The sequence below is a fragment of the Bacteroides sp. AM23-12 genome (genome assembly GCF_003434395.1).
Taxonomy (GTDB): domain Bacteria; phylum Bacteroidota; class Bacteroidia; order Bacteroidales; family Bacteroidaceae; genus Bacteroides; species Bacteroides thetaiotaomicron.
The window spans coordinates 158199-180956 of the sequence record NZ_QTLF01000006.1 but is presented as its reverse complement, the minus strand read 5'-3'; the positions used below and the strand labels follow the sequence as shown (position 1 = coordinate 180956).

General features: G+C 46.2%; 20 protein-coding genes. 11 read left to right on the top strand and 9 right to left on the bottom strand.

Annotated elements, in window-relative coordinates; genetic code table 11:
• The first annotated feature begins 136 nt into the window (after positions 1 to 136).
• The 7 genes from ndk to folE all read left to right on the top strand — a co-directional run bounded on the left by ndk (position 137) and on the right by folE (position 5412).
• The gene (gene ndk, locus DW640_RS08470) at positions 137 to 601 is read left to right on the top strand and encodes a nucleoside-diphosphate kinase (RefSeq protein WP_008760845.1); all 465 of its coding nucleotides are present in this window, start codon (positions 137 to 139) and stop codon (positions 599 to 601) included.
• 18 nt (positions 602 to 619) lie between these two features.
• The gene (locus DW640_RS08465; protein WP_008760846.1) at positions 620 to 1492 is read left to right on the top strand and encodes a peptidoglycan DD-metalloendopeptidase family protein; all 873 of its coding nucleotides are present in this window, start codon (positions 620 to 622) and stop codon (positions 1490 to 1492) included.
• Between the two features lie 109 nt (positions 1493 to 1601).
• On the top strand, positions 1602 to 2144 hold the full coding sequence (locus tag DW640_RS08460; RefSeq protein WP_008760847.1) for a DUF1599 domain-containing protein: 543 nt from the start codon (positions 1602 to 1604) through the stop codon (positions 2142 to 2144).
• The gene (locus DW640_RS08455) at positions 2134 to 3447 is read left to right on the top strand and encodes a BT_3928 family protein (protein WP_008764181.1); all 1314 of its coding nucleotides are present in this window, start codon (positions 2134 to 2136) and stop codon (positions 3445 to 3447) included. Before DW640_RS08460 ends, DW640_RS08455 begins: the two co-directional genes overlap by 11 nt.
• 32 nt (positions 3448 to 3479) lie before the next feature.
• On the top strand, positions 3480 to 4238 hold the full coding sequence (gene tpiA, locus DW640_RS08450) for a triose-phosphate isomerase (protein WP_008760849.1): 759 nt from the start codon (positions 3480 to 3482) through the stop codon (positions 4236 to 4238).
• A gap of 126 nt (positions 4239 to 4364) precedes the next feature.
• Positions 4365 to 4814, top strand: a complete 450-nt coding sequence (locus DW640_RS08445) for an SPOR domain-containing protein (protein WP_008760850.1) — start codon at positions 4365 to 4367, stop codon at positions 4812 to 4814.
• A 7-nt stretch (positions 4815 to 4821) separates the two neighbouring features.
• Complete coding sequence (folE, locus tag DW640_RS08440) at positions 4822 to 5412, top strand: GTP cyclohydrolase I FolE (protein WP_008760851.1); 591 nt, start codon at positions 4822 to 4824, stop codon at positions 5410 to 5412.
• A 91-nt stretch (positions 5413 to 5503) separates the two neighbouring features.
• Here the strand turns inward: folE and dnaG are convergent, their stop codons facing one another.
• The 8 genes from dnaG to recJ all read right to left on the bottom strand — a co-directional run bounded on the left by dnaG (position 5504) and on the right by recJ (position 16927).
• The gene (dnaG, locus tag DW640_RS08435) at positions 5504 to 7696 is read right to left on the bottom strand and encodes a DNA primase (protein ID WP_011109025.1); all 2193 of its coding nucleotides are present in this window, start codon (positions 7694 to 7696) and stop codon (positions 5504 to 5506) included.
• A gap of 114 nt (positions 7697 to 7810) precedes the next feature.
• A complete protein-coding gene (locus DW640_RS08430) occupies positions 7811 to 8584 on the bottom strand; it encodes a prephenate dehydrogenase/arogenate dehydrogenase family protein (RefSeq protein ID WP_008760853.1) in 774 nt (257 codons plus the stop codon).
• Positions 8585 to 8800: 216 nt separating this feature from the next.
• Positions 8801 to 9862, bottom strand: a complete 1062-nt coding sequence (locus tag DW640_RS08425; protein WP_008760854.1) for a bifunctional 3-deoxy-7-phosphoheptulonate synthase/chorismate mutase type II — start codon at positions 9860 to 9862, stop codon at positions 8801 to 8803.
• Positions 9863 to 9954: 92 nt separating this feature from the next.
• The gene (locus DW640_RS08420; RefSeq protein WP_048697019.1) at positions 9955 to 11136 is read right to left on the bottom strand and encodes a pyridoxal phosphate-dependent aminotransferase; all 1182 of its coding nucleotides are present in this window, start codon (positions 11134 to 11136) and stop codon (positions 9955 to 9957) included.
• Positions 11111 to 11959 carry a prephenate dehydratase gene (locus tag DW640_RS08415; protein ID WP_008760856.1) on the bottom strand — a complete coding sequence of 283 codons (849 nt, stop codon included), beginning with the start codon at positions 11957 to 11959 and terminating at the stop codon, positions 11111 to 11113. Before DW640_RS08415 ends, DW640_RS08420 begins: the two co-directional genes overlap by 26 nt.
• Before the next feature lie 350 nt (positions 11960 to 12309).
• Complete coding sequence (locus tag DW640_RS08410) at positions 12310 to 13272, bottom strand: lipopolysaccharide assembly protein LapB (RefSeq protein WP_008764184.1); 963 nt, start codon at positions 13270 to 13272, stop codon at positions 12310 to 12312.
• A 39-nt stretch (positions 13273 to 13311) separates the two neighbouring features.
• Entirely contained in the window at positions 13312 to 15216 is a 1905-nt protein-coding gene (locus DW640_RS08405) for an ATP-dependent DNA helicase RecQ (protein ID WP_048697022.1), read from the bottom strand.
• Positions 15209 to 16927: a single-stranded-DNA-specific exonuclease RecJ gene (gene recJ, locus DW640_RS08400; protein WP_008760859.1), complete on the bottom strand. Its 1719-nt coding sequence runs from the start codon at positions 16925 to 16927 to the stop codon at positions 15209 to 15211. Before recJ ends, DW640_RS08405 begins: the two co-directional genes overlap by 8 nt.
• An 861-nt stretch (positions 16928 to 17788) precedes the next feature.
• Here recJ and DW640_RS08390 point away from each other — a divergent pair.
• Positions 17789 to 18643, top strand: a complete 855-nt coding sequence (locus tag DW640_RS08390; RefSeq protein ID WP_032840570.1) for a phosphodiester glycosidase family protein — start codon at positions 17789 to 17791, stop codon at positions 18641 to 18643.
• A 190-nt stretch (positions 18644 to 18833) separates the two neighbouring features.
• Here the strand turns inward: DW640_RS08390 and DW640_RS08385 are convergent, their stop codons facing one another.
• Entirely contained in the window at positions 18834 to 19271 is a 438-nt protein-coding gene (locus tag DW640_RS08385) for a thioesterase family protein (RefSeq protein WP_011109028.1), read from the bottom strand.
• Positions 19272 to 19349: 78 nt separating this feature from the next.
• Here DW640_RS08385 and DW640_RS08380 point away from each other — a divergent pair, with 78 nt between their 5' ends.
• From DW640_RS08380 to fmt, 3 genes are all read left to right on the top strand, one after another.
• Positions 19350 to 19913: an L-threonylcarbamoyladenylate synthase gene (locus tag DW640_RS08380; protein WP_008760863.1), complete on the top strand. Its 564-nt coding sequence runs from the start codon at positions 19350 to 19352 to the stop codon at positions 19911 to 19913.
• Positions 19914 to 21710, top strand: a complete 1797-nt coding sequence (locus DW640_RS08375) for a chloride channel protein (RefSeq protein ID WP_008760864.1) — start codon at positions 19914 to 19916, stop codon at positions 21708 to 21710.
• 62 nt (positions 21711 to 21772) lie between these two features.
• Complete coding sequence (fmt, locus tag DW640_RS08370) at positions 21773 to 22741, top strand: methionyl-tRNA formyltransferase (RefSeq protein WP_011109030.1); 969 nt, start codon at positions 21773 to 21775, stop codon at positions 22739 to 22741.
• Positions 22742 to 22758 lie beyond the last annotated feature (17 nt).

The following is a 22758-nucleotide window of genomic DNA, read 5'->3' as shown; positions in this document are numbered from 1 at the left end:
TGCTTTTTCTGTTCTTTTCATCTCCGTACTTCTGAAAAATAGTTAATGACTTACTTGCCCTTTCATCGGAAAATACTATCTTTGGGGGAATTTTTTATAGTAAATGTATAGTTTAATCTTTTGAAAGTCACACATCATGATCGAAAAAACGCTGGTTATTTTGAAGCCGTGTACCCTTCAACGGGGATTGGTTGGTGAGATCACTCATCTCTTTGAACGTAAAGGACTACGGTTGGCCGGCATGAAAATGATGCAACTGACGGATGAATTATTAAGCGAGCATTATGCCCACCTGAGCAGCAAGCCTTTCTTTCAGCGCGTGAAAGATTCGATGATGGCAACTCCTGTCATTGTTTGTTGTTACGAAGGTGTGGATGCTATTCAAGCAGTCCGTACGTTGGCGGGACCAACTAATGGACGTCTGGCTGCGCCGGGAACCATTCGTGGGGATTATAGTATGAGTTTTCAAGAAAACATCGTTCATACTTCCGATTCTCCGGAAACTGCGGCTATCGAATTAACGAGATTTTTTAAACCTGAAGAGATATTCGACTACAAACAGGCGACTTTTGACTACCTGTATGCGAACGACGAATATTAATTGAATTGACAAGAACGAATGAATTTCAATTGCATTATTAAAACAGGATTGGTAGCTGTAGCAGCTATGGTCAGCCTGAGCTCTTTCTCTCAAGACCTGATTGCCCGCCAAGCTCCGATAGACAAGAAATTAAAAACCGTAGACTCTTTGGCACTGCAGAAACAGATCCGTGCCGAACAGTCGGAATATCCCGCCTTAAGTCTTTATCCAAACTGGAACAACCAGTATGCACATGCTTACGGCAATGCTATCATCCCCGACACTTATACCATCGACCTCACAGGCTTCTGTATGCCGACTCCGAGTACGAAGATTACTTCGCCTTTCGGTCCCCGCTGGAGAAGAATGCACAATGGTCTGGACCTGAAGGTGAACATCGGTGACACGATTGTAGCTGCCTTTGACGGTAAAGTACGTATCGTGAAGTATGAACGCAGAGGATATGGTAAATATGTAGTGATTCGTCATGACAATGGATTGGAAACCATATACGGACACTTGTCCAAACAACTCGTTGAAGAAAATCAATTGGTAAAAGCCGGTGAAGTGATCGGTCTGGGTGGTAACACCGGACGTTCTACCGGTTCTCATCTCCACTTTGAAACCCGCTTCCTGGGAATCGCCATCAACCCGATTTATATGTTCGACTTCCCGAAACAGGATATCGTAGCCGATACTTATACTTTCCGCAAGACGAAAGGTGTGCGTAGTGCCGGTTCTCACGACACTCAGGTAGCCGACGGAACGATCCGTTATCATAAAGTGAAGAGCGGAGATACATTGTCACGTATCGCTAAAGTGCGTGGAGTATCGGTCAGCACGCTTTGTAAGCTGAACCGTATCAAGCCGACGACCACCTTGCGTATCGGACAAGTTTTACGTTGTTCGTAAAGATGTAATACAATAATAGCTTTGGAAGAGGGCACTTTAATATAATTTAGAGTGCCCTCTTTCTGTTTTTACTTAATTATTGTTACCTTTGCGCACTATTTGGAAGAAGATGAAAGATACCAAGCAACAATTTGAACATGTCATCGCCTTGTGCCGTGACTTATTCTCCAAGAAGCTGCACGATTACGGGCCTGCATGGCGTATCCTGCGTCCGGCTTCGGTTACTGACCAGATTTTTATCAAAGCTAACAGGATTCGTAGTATCGAAACCAAAGGGGTGACTCTGGTTGACGAAGGAATCCGTTCGGAATTTATTGCGATAGTCAATTATGGCATTATCGGTCTGATCCAGCTGGAACTGGGCTATGCCGAATCTGCCGACATCAGCAATGAGGAGGCTTTGGCTTTATATGACAAGCATGCAAAGGAAGCGCTGGAGCTGATGCTTGCCAAAAATCATGACTATGATGAGGCTTGGCGCAGTATGCGTGTGAGTTCCTACACAGACTTGATTCTGATGAAGATATACCGTACCAAGCAGATTGAAAGTCTGGCAGGGAACACGTTGGTGTCGGAAGGTATCGATGCTAACTATATGGATATGATTAATTATTCAGTATTCGGATTGATCAAGATAGAATTTGAAGGATAAGAACTTACATATCATCCAGAAGACAGGAGCGAATGTCTGCCGTTTCCTTTTAGCGGCATCGTTCATCTTTTCCGGTTTTGTGAAGGCTGTCGACCCGCTGGGCTTCCAGTATAAGATACAGGACTATCTGACCGCCTTCGGGGTGATTTCATGGTTTCCTTCTTTCTTCCCGTTGTTGGGAGGCATTATATTATCCGCCATCGAATTTTCAATCGGTATCTTCCTGTTCTTCGGTATCAAGAAAACAATCTCTACCACATTGGCGTTGGTGCTGATGATTTTCATGACACCGCTGACGCTGTATCTGGCGATTTTCGATCCGGTGTCGGACTGCGGCTGTTTTGGCGATGCCTGGGTGTTGACTAACTGGGAGACATTTGCAAAGAACATCGTACTGCTGCTTGCCGCGATTGCTACATTCCAGTGGAGGAAAATGCTGATCAGATTCGTTACCCGAAAGATGGAATGGCTGATTTCTCTGTACACGATATTCTTTGTATTTACACTGTCGTTTTACTGTCTGGACCGTCTGCCTGTGCTGGACTTCCGTCCTTACAAGATCGGACAGAATATCATGAAAGGCATGAGTATTCCCGAAGGAGCGAAACCGAGTGTATATGAGAGTGTCTTTATCCTGGAAAAGAACGGGGAAAAGAAAGAGTTTACACTGGACAATTATCCGGACAGCACATGGACCTTTGTCGATACGCATACCATTCTGAAAGAAAAAGGATACGAGCCTTCGATCCACGACTTCTCCATGATGGATATGAGCACGGGTGATGATATCACGGAAGACGTGCTGACGGATATGGGATATACCTTCCTGCTGGTGGCACATCGTATCGAAGAGGCGGACGACAGTAACATTGATTTGATTAATGAGATATATGACTACTCGGTAGAGCATGGTTACAGATTCTACTGCCTCACTTCCTCACCGGAAGAGCAGATAGAATTGTGGAAGGACAAGACCGGTGCGGAATATCCTTTCTGCCAGATGGATGACATTACGCTGAAGACGATGATTCGCTCTAATCCGGGACTGATGCTGATAAAAAACGGTACGATTCTGAACAAATGGAGTGATGAAGACATTCCGGATGAATATGTACTGACTGACAAACTGGAGAATCTGGAACTCGGTCAGCAGAAGGTCCGGAGTGACGTACATACGATTGGATATGTTTTCTTGTGGTTTGTCATTCCGCTGTTGCTGGTGTTGGGAGTGGACATTCTGATTGTCCGCCGACGCGAACGGAAGAACGAAAAGCGGAAGCAGCAACAGGAAGTAAAAGAATAATAAATTTATTAACCCTTTAAATAAAGAACAAAATGAGAAAGAACATTGTTGCAGGAAACTGGAAAATGAACAAAACCCTTCAAGAGGGTATCGCTTTGGCAAAAGAACTGAACGAAGCATTGGCTAACGAAAAGCCTAACTGTGATGTAATCATCTGTACTCCGTTTATTCACCTGGCATCTGTAACTCCGTTGGTAGACGCTGCTAAGATCGGTGTAGGTGCTGAAAACTGTGCAGACAAGGCATCCGGTGCATATACAGGTGAAGTTTCTGCTGAAATGGTAGCTTCTACAGGTGCAAAATATGTAATCCTGGGTCACTCAGAACGTCGTGCTTACTACGGTGAAACTGTTGCTATCCTCGAAGAAAAAGTAAAATTGGCTCTGGCTAACGGTCTGACTCCGATCTTCTGTATCGGTGAAGTGCTGGAAGAACGCGAAGCTAACAAGCAGAACGAAGTAGTAGCTGCTCAGATGGAATCTGTATTCTCTCTGTCTGCTGAAGACTTCTCTAAGATCATCCTTGCTTACGAACCGGTTTGGGCTATCGGTACAGGTAAAACAGCTTCTCCCGAGCAAGCTCAGGAAATCCACGCTTTCATCCGTTCAATCGTAGCTGACAAGTATGGCAAGGAAATCGCTGACAACACTTCTATCCTTTACGGTGGTAGCTGCAAGCCTTCTAACGCTAAAGAACTGTTCTCTAACCCCGACGTAGACGGTGGACTGATTGGTGGTGCTGCTCTGAAAGTTTCTGACTTCAAGGGTATCATCGATGCGTTCAATGCATAATTAGAATATCTTTCGGGAACTGACTAAAAAGTAGATAGTAACTCTAAACTCTCCTCCTTCCAGAAGGAGGGGAATTGCAGATAGTATCGACTTTTTAGCCACTTCCTGAAATTAAACTTTTATCGAATGAGAAAACTAGGTTTACTTTTATGGATGCTGGCTTTTACCGCTGTTGGTGCACAGGCGCAGAACATCATCAAGAGTCTGGAACGTACAGTGCCGGGACAGGGAAAGGTGACGATTCATCAAGACCCTAAGATAGAGGCATTGATAGGCGTGGAACGTCCTTCTATGGGCGAACAGAAAGTGTTGAAGGCAGCCGGATTCAGAATACAGGCGTATGCCGGTAATAATACCCGTGAGGCAAAGAATGATGCTTATCGTGTAGCTTCCCGCATCAAAGAGTATTTCCCCGAACTGACGATTTACACTTCGTTCAATCCTCCCCGCTGGCTTTGTCGTGTGGGTGATTTCCGGAGCATTGAAGAGGCGGACGCGATGATGCGTAAACTCAAGGCAACCGGTGTATTCAAAGAGGTCTCTATCGTCAAAGACCAGATCAATATTCCTTTATAATTGTATCATGTTAGAAAAAGAAGAAATTGTCTCTCCGAATCTGGAGGAGTTGAAAAGTCATTATCACAGTATTATTACTTTGTTGGGTGAAGATGCCGGAAGGGAAGGTTTGCTGAAGACCCCCGAACGTGTTGCGAAGGCTATGCTGAGTCTGACAAAAGGTTATCACATGGACCCTCATGAAGTGTTGCGTTCGGCTAAGTTTCAGGAAGAATACAGTCAGATGGTGATAGTGAAAGACATTGATTTCTTCTCTCTCTGCGAACACCATATGTTGCCGTTCTACGGAAAAGCACATGTGGCATATATCCCTAACGGCTATATCACGGGATTGAGCAAGATTGCCCGGGTAGTCGATATCTTTTCCCATCGCCTGCAAGTGCAGGAACGCATGACGCTGCAAATCAAAGATTGTATCCAGGAGACACTGAACCCATTGGGAGTGATGGTGGTAGTGGAGGCAAAGCATATGTGTATGCAGATGCGCGGCGTAGAAAAACAAAATTCTATTACTACTACTTCAGACTTTACAGGAGCTTTCAATCAAGCCAAGACTCGCGAAGAGTTTATGAATCTGATTCAGCACGGCAGGGTGTAATACGCTTTACAAAATGTGGACGATGTAGTTCCCCGTCAATGAGGATTGCCTCCGGTACCGATGAAGGGGTGTCTCGGCACCGATGAGAAATTTAGCGTAATACAACGCGGTCGCCCAGGCGCTTCGCCATCAGACTTTGCACTTCCCGCATCTCATTGTAACGCTGCATCAGCGAATTACATTTCTCATTGTCATGAGCGAGTGCCGGATCTTGCAGGGCATAAAGCATATGTTTCAGTTCTTCCGTGACAATCGCATACTTGAAGTTGATCATCAACATAGGGACGAGTTCGTACAGCCGTTCTTCATCTGTCACGATCTTCTGTGATTTCGAGTGATATTTACTTAGCTGATAACGTACATTGATCAAGTCCACGCTCAACCGGCTGATGGTCTGGTCGGGATGTGCCAGGAAATAGCGTTCCGCGATAAAACCGGCATCGTGTATATGCGTGGCGGCTTCTGTCAGAATCTGTCGGTGCAACGGATTATGGAAAGCCAGGTCGTCTTCCTTCAGATCATTCACCACATATTCGATAACGGTTACCGGAATTTCATTTCCTTCTTCGTCGGTAAGGTTGCACATCACTTTTTCACCATAACGGACTACTGCCTGCAGGATCAATCGCTCAAACTTATAGAACTCCTGACCTTCTTTTCCTTCCTGCGGAATAAAGGAGGTATAAGAATCTCCGGGAACAGTGGTATCCGTAGTGGAGGCAGGTGCATTGCCGGGAGGAAATCCTGCTGCACCTCCTGTAGCAGCGGACATCGGATCTGCGAAAGATACGATATTGCCATCGTCATCATATTCGGGTTCCGGTGGCATTCCTGCATTGGCGTAGGGACTTGATGGAGTAGAATAAGTCGGAGCACCGGAATAAGCCGGTGTGCCGGAAGCGGCAGCTGTACCGGAAGTATCTCCGGTTGTTGAAGATGAATGATTATAGCTGGGACGATTGGCTTTTTCAGCCTGCGCCTCTCTTAATTTGGCGACTTCCGCTACCAGCAGTTTTTCTTCGATGCGCAGATGTTGGCTGCATTCTTTGATGTAGACATCCCGTATAATGGCTTCCGGTATGACGGAAATGCTTCGTACGATATTCGAAATCAGTTCCGCGCGTTTGATCGGATCTCTTCCCGCGTCTTCCATCAGAAGGTCGGTCTTGAAGCGGATGAAATCTTTCTCGTGCTCACGGATGAATGCCTGGAATTCTTCCGAATTATGTTTGCGGGCGAAGGAGTCCGGGTCGTCTCCGTCCGGAAGCAGGCATACTTTGATGTTCATGCCTTCTTCCAGCAGCATATCGATTCCGCGGATAGAGGCTTTGATACCGGCTACGTCACCGTCATAGAGTACGGTAATGTTATTGGTGAAACGGTGGATCAGACGAATCTGTCCCGGCGTCAATGCGGTGCCCGATGAAGCGACTACGTTTTCTATGCCCGACTGGTGCATGGAGATAACGTCCGTGTATCCTTCCACAAGGAAACATCTGTCCTGCCTGACAATCGCCTGTTTGGCAAAATAGATTCCGTATAGCTCGTTACTCTTGTGGTAAATTTCCGACTCGGGAGAGTTGACATATTTCACCTTTACCCCTTTGGTGGCGGTGCTGAGCACACGTCCGCCGAAGGCGACCACCTTTCCGGAAAGGGTATGGACGGGGAAAATCACACGTCCCCAGAAGCGGTCACGAAGACGGTGGTCATCCGTTTCGTAGCAGATTCCCGTTTTCACCAGGAATTCTTTCTTGTAGCCTTTGCGCAATGCTTCTTGTGACATGGCATCATGGCTTTCCGTACAGTAACCCAACTGGAATTTCTCAATGATGTCATCACGAAATCCACGCTGACGGAAATAAGCCAGACCGATGCTGCGCCCGTCCACATGATTCTTTAAGATATTCTGAAAGTAATCGCGGGCGAAGTTGTTGACAATGAACATACTTTCGCGCGTTGTCTGCGCCTGTTTCTCTTCATTGGTCAGCTCCCGTTCTTTGATTTCGATGTTGTATTTCTTGGCGAGATATTTCAGTGCCTCGTAATACGACATCTGTTCGTGCTCCATGATGAAGTGGACCGAGTTTCCGCCCTTACCGCAGCTGAAACACTTGCAAAGTCCTTTGGCAGGGGAGACGCTGAATGACGGAGTCTTTTCGTTGTGGAACGGGCACAGACCTACATAGTTCACTCCGCGTTTGCGCAGGGTGACAAACTCAGACACTACATCTACAATCTGTGCGGCATCTAAAATTCGGTCTATGGTAACTTGATCTATCATTCTTCTTTTCTCCTGTGATTCCGTTTTTGCGGATACAAAGGTACATATAAAAAAATCCCCTGCAAAGAACTTTCTTGCAGGGGATGGTTAAATCTTATCGAAGGAGAGGATGATTTACTTGATCTTTTCCCGAATCTTGGTGAGGTAGGCTTTCATACCTTCCGCATCTTTCTTTTCGATGATTTCGAGAAGATTCTTCAGCTCTGTACGGATATTGGCCACTTGTCCCGGGGTGCGTGGGTTGAACAGGATTTCCTGCAGCAGGTAGTCATCTTCGCTCAGCAGCCCCTTTGCGATAGCCATGTGCTTCTTGAAAGTTGTTCCCGGAGCTTCCTGATGCTTCATCACGGCAGCAAATACGAAAGTCGAAACGAATGGGATGGAGAGCGAGTATGCCACCGTTTCATCATGTTCGTCGAACGTATATTCGAAGATGTTCAGGCGCAGCGTCTGGTAAAGGTCTTTGAAGAAAATCTTTCCCAAATGATCTCCTTCGCTGATGATAATCGCATTCTCGCTGCTCAGATTGCTGAGACTGGCAAACGTCGGTCCGAACATAGGGTGACTGGAAACGTAGCGGAATCCGCTTTCTTCGTAGAACTTCTTCAGTCCTGTCTTTACGGAAGCGATGTCACTGATGATACAGTCTTTGGGCAGCACAGGCAATACCTTGCGGAAAGCATCCAGCGTGTATTTTACGGTGACGGCATTGATGACCAGTTCGGGTTCGAATTCTTTGATTTCCTCCAGTGTGGTGAAACGATACGTGTTATACACGAAACGCAACTGGTGCGGGTTGACGTCAAACACGGCCGTCTCGTGCTGAAAACTCAGTATATCCGTAAAGAAGGAACCCATTTTACCGGCTCCGAGGATTAATATTCTCATATCTATTATTATTGGGGAGTTTCTCAAAAGTCAATAGTATCTCTAAAAGTTAATAGTATCTCACATTGGGGTGACTAACAAGTCGATTCTATCTTTATTCTCCTCCTTCCAGAAGGAGGAGAGTTAAGATACTACCGACTTTCTAGTCGGTCTCAGTTGTGTTACTGCTGACTTATTTGTTAGTTTCCATTTGATTTTTGAGTTCTTTTGGGCTTTTTATTTATTAATAATCTCTATCTGCTGGCGGACAGACTCTTCGTGGATTGCTTCGAAGATCAGCTTCATAAAGTCTGCGCTCATACCGCATTGTTCTCCTTGCGCACCGCGCTTTTCCAGGATTTCATTGTAGCGTCCTGCTTGAAGAACGGTGATTCCGTGTTCTTTTTTGTAAGTACCGATCTCACGTGCTACGCGCATTCTTTTAGCCAGTTCCTGGATGATGTTATCGTCGCATTCGTCGATTTGCTTACGCAGTTGGCTCAGGCTTTCTGTCGTCTGGGTTTCGGTACGGATCACCAATAAGTTGAGGATGTAGTCGAGTACATCGGGCGTTACCTGTTGAGAAGCGTCGCTCCACGCACAGTCCGGATTGCAGTGACTTTCCACGATCAGACCATCGAAGTTCAGGTCCATTGCCTGCTGGCAGAGCGGGGCAACCAGTTCGCGTTTTCCTCCGATGTGACTTGGGTCACAGAAAATCGGCAGGTTAGGCAGACGGCGACGCAGTTCGATAGGAATGTGCCATTGCGGAAGGTTGCGGTATATTTTTTTGTCGTAGCTGCTGAAACCACGGTGGATAGCTCCCAAACGCTTCAAGCCTGCGTTGTGGATACGTTCCAGTGCACCGATCCACAATTCCAGGTCTGGGTTTACCGGATTTTTTACCAGCACGGGGATGTCGACCCCTTTCAATGCGTCGGCAATTTCCTGTACGGCGAAAGGATTGGCTGTGGTACGTGCGCCTACCCAAAGGATGTCGATTCCTGCTTTCAGACATTCGTAAACGTGTTTGGCAGTCGCTACTTCGGTAGAAACATACATACCTGTTTCTTTCTTCACTTCCTTCAGCCAGGCAAGTCCTTCCACACCGATTCCTTCGAAACCTCCCGGTTTGGTACGCGGTTTCCAGATACCGGCACGGTATATCTTTTGTCCTTTGGCTGCCAGTTGTTTGGCGGTTTCCATTACTTGTTCTTCAGTCTCTGCGCTACACGGGCCGGCGATAACAATCGGTCTTTTGGCTTCGATGCCCGGTAATAAAATTGATTCGAGTTCCATATTCTTATTGTTTTTATTTTATTCTTGTTCTTACTCTTTCGGGCAGGCGTTTCCTGGTCTGCCGCTGATTTACTTTTATCGGTCTTTTCTTTTTAAGAAAGCTTCTTGATTCTTTCCAATGCTTCCGCCAGTTTGGCATCCTTGCAACAAAGGGAAATACGGATAAACCTTGCTCCGTTGCTGCCAAAGATGAATCCCGGCGTGATAAATACCCTTGCCTGGTGCAATACTTTTTCGGTCAGTTCTTCTACATCCTTGCACGAAGCGGGAATCTTTCCCCAAAGGAACATACCCACCTGGTTTTCGTCGTAGGTACACCCCAGTGTTTTCATGATTTCGCCGGCCAGATGGCGACGGCCGCGATAGTTGTGGTTGTTACCTTCGTACCAGTCCGCTTCGGCTTCCAGAGCTGTGGCGGCTGCCAGTTGCATGGCACGGAACATACCGCTGTCGATATTGCTTTTTACTTTCAGTATCCATTGTACGAATTCGGCATTCGAAGCCAGCATTCCGATACGCCATCCCGGCATATTGTGGCTCTTGCTCATGGAGTTGAATTCGATGCAGCACTCTTTGGCTCCCGGTACGCTGAGAATACTGATCGGCTTTTCGTTCAGGATAAAGCTGTACGGGTTGTCATTCACGATGACGATATTCTTGCGGCGTGCGAAGTCTACCAGACGTTCGTAGAGTTCCGGAGTGGCGTTGGCTCCTGTCGGCATATTCGGATAGTTGGTCCACATTAGTTTCACGCGGCTCAGGTCCATCTTTTCCAATGTTTCGAAATCGGGCATCCAGCCGTCTTCTTCTTTCAGGTCGTAGCTGATTACTTCCGCACCGAGTATTTTACTCAGAGAAGTATAGGTGGGGTATCCCGGATTCGGCACCAGTACCTGTTCGCCCGGATTGACAAAAGCCAGTGTGACGTGAAGAATACCTTCTTTGGAACCGATCAGCGGCTGTATTTCCGTATTCGGATTCAGTTCCACTCCATACCAGCGTTGATACCAGGCTGCGAAACCTTTACGGAGTTCCGGTATGCCCACATACGGTTGGTAACCGTGTCCGTTGGGATCGTGAGCATTGTTGCACAATGTTTCGATGGTAACCTTTGAAGGAGGCATATCGGGACTTCCGATACCCAGACTGATAACGTCTTTTCCTTCTGCATTCATTTGTGCTACCTCTTTCAGCTTCTTTGAGAAGTAGTATTCGCTGACACTTGCCAGTCTTTCGGCAGGAGCGATTTTATACGTTTGACTTTCCTTCTGCATATTCGCCTAATATTTTAAGTTCTTTGGTTAATGGAGTAATTGCTGCTATAGATTGTTTATATCTCAGATAATCATTGAAAGATACATCGACGTAAAACTGATATTCCCATTCCCGTCCGATGATCGGCAGCGATTGTATCTTTGTCAGATTGATGTTGTAGAACGAAAGAATGGATAATACTTGCGACAGGCTTCCTTCTGTGTGTGGCAATGTGAATACCATGCTTGCCTTGTTGGTCGCCTTTGCGTGATGCTGGCGGAGTTCGTCCACTTGCCACGGATCGGCAACTACCAGAAAACGGGTGAAGTTGTGCTTGTTGGTTTCGATGCCTTCTTGGAGCACTTTCATTCCGTAGCGTTCTGCCGCCGTTTTCGAGCAAATGGCTGCATGCCCTTTCAGGTTTTCTTTCTTGATGATTTCCGCGCTGCGTGCCGTATCTTCTCCTTCCACTACTTTGAGTTGCGGATGCTGATTCAGAAAATCACGGCATTGCATCAGGGCGATAGGGTGGGAGTTGACTTCTGTCAGGTCTTCCCAGCTTTCTTCGGGCAGGCAGACGAAGCTATGTGAGATGCGCAGCTTGTATTCGCCGATAATCTGCGTACCGCTTTGTCTCAACAGTTCATTGTTGTGCAGCAGGCTTCCCGCTATCGTATTTTCGATGGCTAGCATTCCGATGACCTGGCTGTCTTTCCGTATCGAAGTAAACACGTCTTCGAAGTTGGCACAACAGATTAACTCTATTTCTTCTCCCTCGAAGTACTTGTGTGCGGCGATATCGTGATATGAGCCGAGTGTTCCTTGAATTGCTATCTTTTTCATTGTTCTAATAGGGTTATATAAAAAAATCCCGCGTCCATATGGAAGCGGGATTTATATGATTAATTTCTTCATCTCAGTCCTTAAGCATCATGTCACTTGATACATACAAACTCCCGCTCTACTTTCTGGCTAAAGTAAAAGTAAAAAAAGAAGTAATATGCATAAGAAAATGATTTCATACGAATCTTTGTTTCTGCTTTGGTTTCTAATTCTGGGGCAAAAGTAATAATTTTCTGTTAGATGCAAACAAAAAGCGATACTTTTTTTGTTTTCTTCTCTAAAAAAGATGAAAAGGTCACCTGATATGACAGTAATGTTTCAGTTAAAAATGAGTATATACCGCCGTCTGCCTAGAAGATTCCCGGGAGTGCTTCCGGTTTCGGTCCCAGGTTCTTGAATTCTCCGTTCAGACTAGCTTCGTCTTTTGGATTCAGCTCCAGTGACTTCTTCATGTCTTCTACGGAACCGTCTTTATCACCGTTCAGTAGTTTGGCGCGTCCGCGTTCTTTATAGGCTTCGGCGAAGTTCGGGTTCAACTCGATGGCTTCGTCAAACAGGGCGATTGCTTCCGCCAGTTTCTTCTGATTGATATAAAGCTGTCCCAGATAGAGATAGGCTTGTTCGTTGAATGGGTTTATTTCCGTTACAAACTTGTAGTCCGTTTCCGCTTCTTCTTCCTGTCCGTTGGCTTCTTTCACCTTGCCACGCAGCAGGATGGCGGTCTCTTCTTCCGGATTCTGGGCGAGTACGGCGTCTATGTCTTCCATTGTTTCCTTGTATTGCTTCATTTTCAGCAGAGCTTCCGCACGCATCAGACGGGCTTCGATGAAGTCGTCTTTCAGAGTGATGGCTTTCGTCAGATGAGCGATGGTCATGATTTCGTCATCCTGTCCTTTGCGGGCTTTTCCGAGCAGGAAGTGTGCGACTGCATTTCCTTCTTCGATGGCGATTGCTTTGCCGGCAGCCTCTTCCATTGCTTTGTAATCTTCCTGGATGTAGCAGACATTGGCCAGTGTGAGGAATGTGCTGGTCACATGAGGTTCCATTACTGCCATTTTCTCCAGAAGTTCGCGGGCTTTTTCGGTTTCTCCCATCGGGATGTAAAGTTGGCTGAGATAGCCCATCGTTTCGAAATCCTCTTCGATGGCAAGCGCCTCGGTAAAGCACTTTATGGCATAATCCGGACGTCCCATGCGTTGTGCACGCAAGCCGTCATATTTGAATATCTCGAAGTTTTTCTGATCGTTTTTCTGTTTTTCACTCTCCGGAGTTTCGGACTTACCGGAGAAAAAAGACTTAAAAAAGTTCGGCATGATAGTGTTGTTTTAGAGTTTATCTGCAAATGTAATAACTTATTTTGAAATATGTAGCATTCCGTCCTGCATCTTCAGCTCGCCTTCGTCCAATAAATATCGGATTACTTGTCCGATATCCTCTTTTTCCGCCTTTATCTGATCGGCTGTTTCGGCAGGAGTGAGAGGGCTGTGGCTGAGTAAGTTGAGTATTTGCCTTTTCACTTCTTCGTAAGATTTCTCGGATAAGTTGTCGGTGGCACGCTTGCTGAGGCAGACATCGCATTGCCCGCAGTTGTGTTCGTTTTTCTCTCCGAAGTAGCGGAGAAGCATCCGGCTCCGGCATATGTTTTCGGTGGTGACGTATTCTTCCATTGCCTTGATGCGTGCTTCATAGCGTGCTTTGCGCTCTTCGTAGACGCTGGGGGGGATATGCAGGAAACGTAATTCCAGTCGTTCGCGCGTATATATAATATAAGGTGTCTTTTTGCGGGGAATGTAGTCCACGATGCGGCGTTTGGTTAACGTCACCAATATATTATAGATTTGCTGGCGTGTCAGTCCGGTGCGGATGGCAAGAGACTCTTCGCTGATGTAGGCATAATCGGTGAAAACTCCTGTGTATGAGCGAAGAATACTCTGTATCAGAGCTTCCGCCTCCTTTCCCATCTCCCGCAACTTGTATAGTTCGTCCCGACGGATGGTAAAGAGAATCCGTGATGAATTATCCTGTTCGTCCGTGTATTCCAGATAGCCTGCCTGAGTCAGTATTTTCAAGGCACTGTCTACCGGCACCGGAAAGTATTTGAACTTCCGGCAGAACTCTTCCAGATTGAATTCGCGGATACATTGAAAACCGTCGCCCATCGCCATTTGGTAATAGTACTGGAGATGTTCGTAGACATTCAGAATGTACTCCTTGTCGGGGAAGGTGTCGACCACTCGTTTATGGAGTGTTGTCTTGTCCGATTTGGAGTACAGGATGACGGCATAGGCTTTCTCTCCGTCTCTTCCGGCACGTCCGGCTTCCTGAAAGTAGGCTTCGGGAGAATCGGGCAGGTCGAGATGCAGCACGATGCGGACATCCGGCTTGTCGATACCCATGCCGAAGGCATTGGTTGCCACCATGACGCGGACTTCTCCGCTTTGCCAGCGTTTCTGCCGGAGGTCTTTGACGGCATTGTCCAGCCCTGCATGATAGAAGTCGGCGGTTATACCTTCGTTCATCAGCAGTTCGGTGATTTCTTTGGTGCGGCGTCTGTTGCGGACATAGATGATGGCACTGCCCGATATTCGTTGCAGGATATACGGGATTTCTTTCGTTTTATTGTCGGTTTTGCGCACGATATATGCCAGATTCTTCCGTTCAAAGCTCATGCGGAAGACATTTCCTTCCCGGAATTTCAGACGGGCCTGAATATCTGTTACGACTTCCGGAGTGGCCGTAGCTGTCAGTGCCAGTACCGGAACTTCCGGCAATAGTTCCCGTATCTCTGCAATTTTCAGATATGCCGGGCGGAAGTCGTATCCCCATTGTGAGATACAGTGGCTTTCGTCTACCGTAATCATGGAGACTTTCATCGAACGCAACTTGGTGCGGAATATTTCCGTATCCAGCCGTTCCGGAGAAATATAAAGGAATTTGTAATTGCCGAAGATGCAGTTTTCGAGTGCGGTAAGTATTTCCTGCCGCGTCATGCCCGAATAGATGGCAAGAGCTTTGATTTCCCGCTTCCGCAGATTCTGCACCTGATCTTTCATCAGGGCGATAAGCGGGGTGATGACGATACAAATGCCCTCCTGGGCGAGAGCGGGCACTTGAAATGTAATAGACTTACCGCCTCCGGTAGGCATCAGTCCCAGTGTGTCTTTGCCTTCGCCGATACTGGTGATGATCTCCTCCTGCAAGTCGCGGAAGGAGTCATAACCCCAGTATTGTTTTAATATCTCCTGATACTTATTCAATCGGCTTTATATCCTCGATTTGAAGTTGGACTTCGCCACGCTTGTGCGTGTTCTCCTCGATCGTATAGCAGATGTCGAATGAACGCTTCGTCTTGATATAGCGCACATGAGAACTCTGTCCGAATGCGATGCCGTTCATGACGTTATTCGACTTGTTGTCAACTAGTTCCAGCTTGATATGTTCCTGGTCGCGTCCCACTACTTTGCTGGTTCCGTAGTCATAGACGTGATGCGTACAGAAGATCGGTTTGATATTGTCCGGACCGAAAGGATTGAATTTCTTCAGGTCATTGAAGAATTTCGATGTGATGTCTCTGAAGTCGATCTCCGCATCTATATTGATGACGGCGCTGGTTTGTTCCGGCAGAATATGTTGTGACACATATTCTTCAAATCGTCGGGTAAAGGCTTCCACATTCTCCACTTTCATGGATAACCCCGCTGCATAGGTATGTCCGCCGAAGTTCTCCAACAGGTCGCGGCAATGTTCAATCGCTTTGTACACATCAAATCCGGAGACGGAACGTGCGGAACCGGTGGCCATATCATCCGTCCGTGTGAGTACTACTGCCGGGCGGTAGTAAACTTCTGTCAGACGGGATGCTACGATGCCGATGACACCTTTGTGCCATTCCTCATTATAAAGCACGATGGAACGGCGTTCGGACAGCCCTTCCAGATTGGCCACAATATTGTTAGCTTCTTCTGTCATGCTCTTGTCGAGGTCTTTCCGGGTTTCGTTGTACTGATTGATCTGTCCCGCTTTCTCCAGTGCGGCAGAAAAGTCCTTCTCTGTGAGGAGGTCCACCGCTTCCTTACCGTTCTGGATGCGTCCCGATGCGTTGATACGTGGTCCGATTTTGAACACGATATCGCTGACGGTGATCTCCTTTTCGGAGAGTCCGCATACATCGATGATGGCTTTCATGCCGACGCTGGGGTTGCTGTTCAGTTGCTTCAGACCGTGATAGGCGAGAATACGGTTTTCGCCCATGATCGGGACGATGTCCGACGCAATGCTCACCGCTACGAGGTCGAGCAATGGAATCAGATGATGAAATTCAATACCATTGTTGATAGCAAATGCCTGCATAAACTTAAAACCGACTCCGCAACCGGAAAGGTGGGTGTATGGATAAGTGTTGTCCAGGCGTTTGGCATTCAGGATTGCGACGGCAGGGGGGAGGATATCGTCCGGCACATGATGGTCGCAGATGATAAAGTCGATTCCCTTTTCTTTCGCATACGTTATTTCCTCCACTGCTTTGATTCCGCAGTCGAGTACGATGATCAATCCTACGCCGGTCTCTGAGGCATAGTCAACTCCTTTTTTAGAAATGCCATACCCTTCGTTGTAGCGGTCGGGTATGTAATAGTCAATGTTCGAATAGAACTGTTGAATAAACTTGTAGACCAGTGCTACGGCAGTAGTACCGTCTACATCATAATCTCCATAAATCAGAATACGCTCTTTCTTTCCCATCGCCTTGTTCAGACGTTCTACTGCAATGTCCATGTCCTTCATCAGGAACGGATCGTGCAGGTCGGGCAATTGCGGGCGGAAAAACTTCTTGGCATCTCCTGCCTTCGTTATTCCCCGCTGCACCAAAAGTTGTCCAAGTATCGGGCTAATGCCTAATTCCTGGGCCAATGTCTGGCTTGTCTCTGCCTGTTCGGGTGTAATGGGTTGATAATTCCATTTGTGATTCATTTTATATATTGTTTTTTCTTTTTCTGTTCTCAGGGGTCAGAAAGGCGCTACTTTCCAACAAGGGGTAAAAGTACGAAAAAAAGCGGAAGGGTATAGTAGATATGACGAAAATATTTCAAAACCTGTGGAATTAGCTCCTTACGGGCTTGGTATTCAAATGGAGCAAATGCATACAGATTTGAATCAACCGCTGATTCGTATTAATAGCTAATAAAGCGAAAATAAAAATTAAGTCCGAAGATTATTCTCCTCATAACATCATAAGGTATTCAGTTATATGACACAAAAAGAGAAAGGTAGTATTGTAGCAATAATTCATCGATTTACCTAGAAAATAAAGAACTTTTCAAAATCAGCACCAACATCTATACGAAAGACTTTGACTAATTATGTAGTAACCTCCAATCATTTATTAATAAATTCTTTCATCGTTTATTATAAACGTCCTCCAAGTTTATTATAAACTCGGATTTCGTTATTCCTGCAATAAATATCAATATTAAGCAACAAAAAGGGCCGCAATTCCCATAAAGAATCGCAGCCCTTAGCTTGTATCAGACTATCCAACAAGCATTACCCGGAGTGGGAATGCCTGTAATCTGTTGTTATATAATACTTATTATTGCTCATATTTCGTCTATATTATCAATGTTATCGAATTTACTTCCGGTTTTCACTTACAAAGATACAACATTAAAAGCGGTTTGTCAAGTCCTCCATGCTTCTTTCATACATCTGATTACAAATCACATATAAATGAATTAATTTATATCCGAATATATTAGTTATATGACGGGAGAAGTATATCTTTGTGTGATTAGTTGCTACACGAAATATGAATCCAAAACTTACAGACTGTTTATGAGAAGAAATCTTGTTGGTATCATTGTTCTAATCTTGTTGTCCGTTAGGGTCGTAAATGCACAGACTGTTGCTGACTCTATAGCAATAGTGACAGCTCCTTGGGAAGTGGTGACCGTAGAAAATGGAATTGTACATAAGCGGGCTTCCATCCCTTTTCTTTATCAAGGCGCTCAGTCCATTAATATATTGGAGATAAATCCGAGGACTGGCAAAAAGATCGGCATTGCCTTTACCGGACAATTGGAGAAAATAAGCCGGATTGCCCGGAAACATCAGGCCATCGGAGCCATCAACGGCTCCTATTTTGATATGACGAAAGGAAACTCCGTCTGTTTTCTGAAGGTGGGAAGTCAGGTTGTGGACACTACTTCGTTGGATGAATTGAAGTTGCGGGTGACAGGAGCGGTTTATGAGAAGAAAGGAAAAGTGAAGCTCATTCCTTGGGACAGGCAGATCGAGAAGAACTACAAGAAAAATAAAGGTTCTGTGTTAGCTTCTGGCCCGTTGATGCTGAAAGACGGGGAATACTATGACTGGAGTCAGTGCAATGCCAATTTTATAGAAACCAAACATCCGCGTAGTGCTATTTGTCTGACTGAAGAAGGAAAGATTCTGTTTGTTACTGTCGATGGGCGATCTCCGGAAAATGCTGTCGGAATCAACATTCCGGAACTGGCACATCTGCTTCATGTATTGGGTGGAAAAGATGCGCTGAATCTGGATGGAGGAGGTTCTACCGCCTTATGGCTGTCCGGTGCACCGGAAGAGGGAATTGTGAACTTTCCCTGTGATAACAGAAACTATGATCATCAAGGAGAGCGTAAAGTGGCAAACTTCCTTTATGTTCATTAAGAGAGTATTCACATGGTTGCTGTTCACTTTTGGAGAGAGGAATTATATATAATATAATGTATAAGCAAGTAATTTCTATTATATAGCGGACATGATTCAGTATAAAACTTTTCTTATCGCTCAGGTTTTGGCTCTCCGAAGTCAGGCAGCGATGAGGAATGGTCCTGGCACCGGGGAAGGCTTATTTCTTTCAGTTTTTCTTCTTGCGTACGTCCTTCCCTTCGAATTTGCAGATTGCCTCTATCCAGTCTTCGGTTAGCGGCATCGACTCATGTTTTTCCAGGTCGAAAGTTACCATGATCGATTTGCAGATACATTTCACCTCTAGGGTTTCCGTGTCGATCACCCGTTGGATGAGATGAAAGCTTTTGGTTCCAATTTCAGAAACGGCGGTTTGTACGGCAATATGATCGGATGCGAAAATCTGCTTTACAAAATTGGCTTCGATATGAACGACCACTATACCGATCTTTTCCCAGTCCACTCCCGGACATACGGAGGCGAAATATTCAGTCTTCCCTAAGTCATAGAAAGAAAAGTAGACAGTGTTGTTGACGTGACCGAATTTATCTACGTCGTTGAAGCGCAACTGGATAGGCAGTGCATGATGAAATACGATTTCTTCCATTGTTTTCCCTTAATCTTTTTTATTTCGACGCAAAAGTACTACTTTTGCGTGTTATTCTCAACAGAAATAGTTCAAGAAATGATAGAAGATATTAAAAAAGCCTGTCAGGTGATGAATGAAGGAGGTGTCATCCTTTATCCTACCGATACTGTATGGGGCATAGGCTGCGACGCTACTAACGAAGAGGCTGTACACCGGGTGTATGAGATAAAAAAACGTGCCGATAGCAAGGCTATGCTGGTACTGGTAGACTCTCCTGTGAAGGTGGATTTTTATGTACAGGATGTCCCCGATGTGGCATGGGACCTGATAGAAGTAGCCGATAAACCATTGACTATTATTTATTCCGGTGCACGGAATTTGGCTCCGAACCTGCTGGCGGAAGATGGCAGCGTGGGTATCCGGGTGACCAATGAAGAATTCTCCAGACGACTTTGTCAGCAATTTCGTAAAGCCATTGTTTCCACTTCTGCCAATATCAGCGGACAGCCGGGAGCGGCCAACTTTACTGAGATCAGCGAAGAAGTCAAGTCGGCAGTGGACTATATAGTCGGCTTCCGACAGGATGATATGAGCCGTCCCAAGCCCTCAAGTATTATAAAGTTAGATAAAGGCGGAGTGATCAAGATAATTCGTGAATAGATGAAAAGAGAGGAGAGACAGAGTTTACTACAGCGTTGCATCAAATGGCGGGAAGCTAATATTAAGGAAAAGCAGTTTATCCTGATATTGAGCTTTCTGGTCGGGATCTTCACTGCGATTGCCGCTTTATTTTTGAAGTTCCTTATTCATCAGATACAGAATTTTCTGACAAACAACTTTAATGCGACATCGGCCAACTATTTGTATTTGGTATATCCGGTGATCGGTATTTTCCTGGCGGGATGGTTTGTGCGTAATATCGTGAAGGATGACATCAGTCATGGTGTTACCAAGATCCTGTATGCGATTTCGCGTCGTCAGGGGCGTATCAAACGACATAATATCTGGTCGTCTACAATTGCCAGTGCCATCACGATCGGCTTCGGTGGATCGGTTGGAGCGGAGGCACCGATTGTGCTGACGGGTTCGGCCATCGGCTCCAATCTGGGAAGTGTTTTCAAGATGGAACACCGCACGCTGATGCTGCTCGTCGGCTGTGGCGCGGCAGGGGCGATTGCGGGAATCTTTAAGGCCCCGATTGCCGGACTGGTATTTACGCTGGAAGTGCTGATGATCGACCTTACGATGTCTTCTCTACTTCCTTTGCTGATTTCCGCCGTGACTGCGGCAACTGTTTCCTATATCACAACCGGAACGGAGGCTATGTTCAAGTTCAACCTCGACCAGGCTTTCGAACTGGAACGTATCCCTTACGTGATCTTGCTGGGAATCTTCTGCGGACTGATTTCTCTCTACTTCACACGGGCGATGAACTCCATTGAAGGGGTATTCGGAAAACTCAAGAACCCTTATCAGAAACTTGCTTTTGGCGGTGTGATGCTGAGTGTGCTGATTTTCCTTTTTCCTCCGCTCTACGGTGAAGGCTATGATACAATCGAACTTCTGCTGAACGGAACTTCGGCAGCGGAATGGGACACGGTTATGAACAACTCTATGTTCTACGGCTATGGTAATCTGTTGCAGGTTTATCTGATGCTGATTATCTTGCTGAAAGTGTTTGCTTCCAGTGCGACGAACGGTGGCGGCGGGTGTGGTGGTATTTTCGCTCCTTCGCTTTATCTAGGGTGTATTGCCGGATTCGTGTTTTCTCATTTCAGCAATGACTTTGCCTTTTCCGCCTATCTGCCCGAAAAGAATTTCGCCTTGATGGGAATGGCGGGTGTTATGAGTGGGGTTATGCACGCTCCGTTGACAGGAGTGTTCCTGATAGCCGAGCTGACCGGAGGTTACGATTTGTTCCTGCCGTTGATGATTGTGTCTGTCAGTTCTTATTTAACGATTATAGCTTTCGAGCCTCATAGTATTTACTCCATGCGTCTTGCCAAGCGCGGTCAACTCCTCACACATCATAAGGATAAGGCAGTGCTGACCTTGATGAAGATGGAGAATGTGGTGGAGAAAGATTTTGTAGCCGTGCATCCGGAAATGGACTTGGGAGAGTTGGTAAAAGCCATTGCCGCTTCCCACCGTAATATGTTTCCGGTGACGGATAAAAAGACCGGCGAATTGTTGGGAATTGTCCTGCTCGACGATATCCGCAACATCATGTTCCGGCAAGAACTTTATCACCGTTTTACTGTTAATAAATTAATGACATCTGCTCCTGCCAAGATATTCGATACGGATGGAATGGAACAAGTGATGCAGACGTTTGATGATACCAAAGCATGGAATCTGCCGGTAGTGGACGAAGAAGGACGATATCAGGGATTTGTCTCCAAATCAAAGATATTTAACTCATACCGCCAAGTACTGGTACATTTTTCTGAAGATTAACCGGCAAGGTGCCGGAGCCAGGTTACTATGCAGATAACTTCTACGAAGATAATAAGAAGATTATGAAGAAAGAAGATTTAAGGATCGTTTATATGGGTACTCCCGATTTTGCGGTGGAGGCCCTGCGTCAGTTGGTAGAGGGTGGTTATAACGTGGTAGGCGTGATAACGATGCCCGATAAACCGGCCGGACGCGGACACAAAATTCAATATTCTCCTGTCAAGCAATATGCACTCGAACAGAACTTGCCGTTGCTGCAACCGGAGAAACTGAAGGATGAGGCTTTTGTGCAGGCACTTCGTGAGTGGAAAGCTGATCTTCAGATTGTGGTTGCTTTTCGTATGTTGCCGGAGGTGGTCTGGAATATGCCGCGGTTGGGTACTTTCAACTTGCACGCTTCGTTGCTTCCTCAGTATCGGGGTGCTGCTCCTATCAATTGGGCGGTTATCAACGGCGATACGGAGACTGGTATCACTACCTTCTTCCTGCAACACGAGATTGATACCGGAAAAGTGATTCAGCAAGTACGTGTCCCCATTGCCGACACGGATAATGTGGAAGTGGTGCACGATAAACTGATGATCCTCGGTGGTAAGCTGGTGCTCGAAACCGTGGATGCGATCTTGAATGATACGGTGAAACCAATTGCTCAGGAAGATATGGCAGTGGTGGGCGAACTACGTCCCGCTCCGAAGATATTTAAGGAGACTTGCCGGATTGACTGGAATTCTCCGGTGAAAAAGGTGTATGATTTCATTCGTGGTCTGTCGCCTTATCCTGCTGCATGGAGTGAGTTGGTCAGTCCGGAAGGAGAAGCGGTGGTGATGAAGATTTTTGAGAGCGAGAAGATTTATGAGGCACATCAGTTGCCTGTCGGAACAGTTGTGACGGATGGCAAGAAATATATAAAGGTGGCTGTGCCCGATGGATTTGTTTCTGTCCTCTCTTTGCAGCTTCCCGGCAAGAAACGTCTGAAGACCGATGAATTGCTTCGTGGATTCCGCTTGTCGGATGGATATAAAATGAATTGATAGAATGAACTGACCAC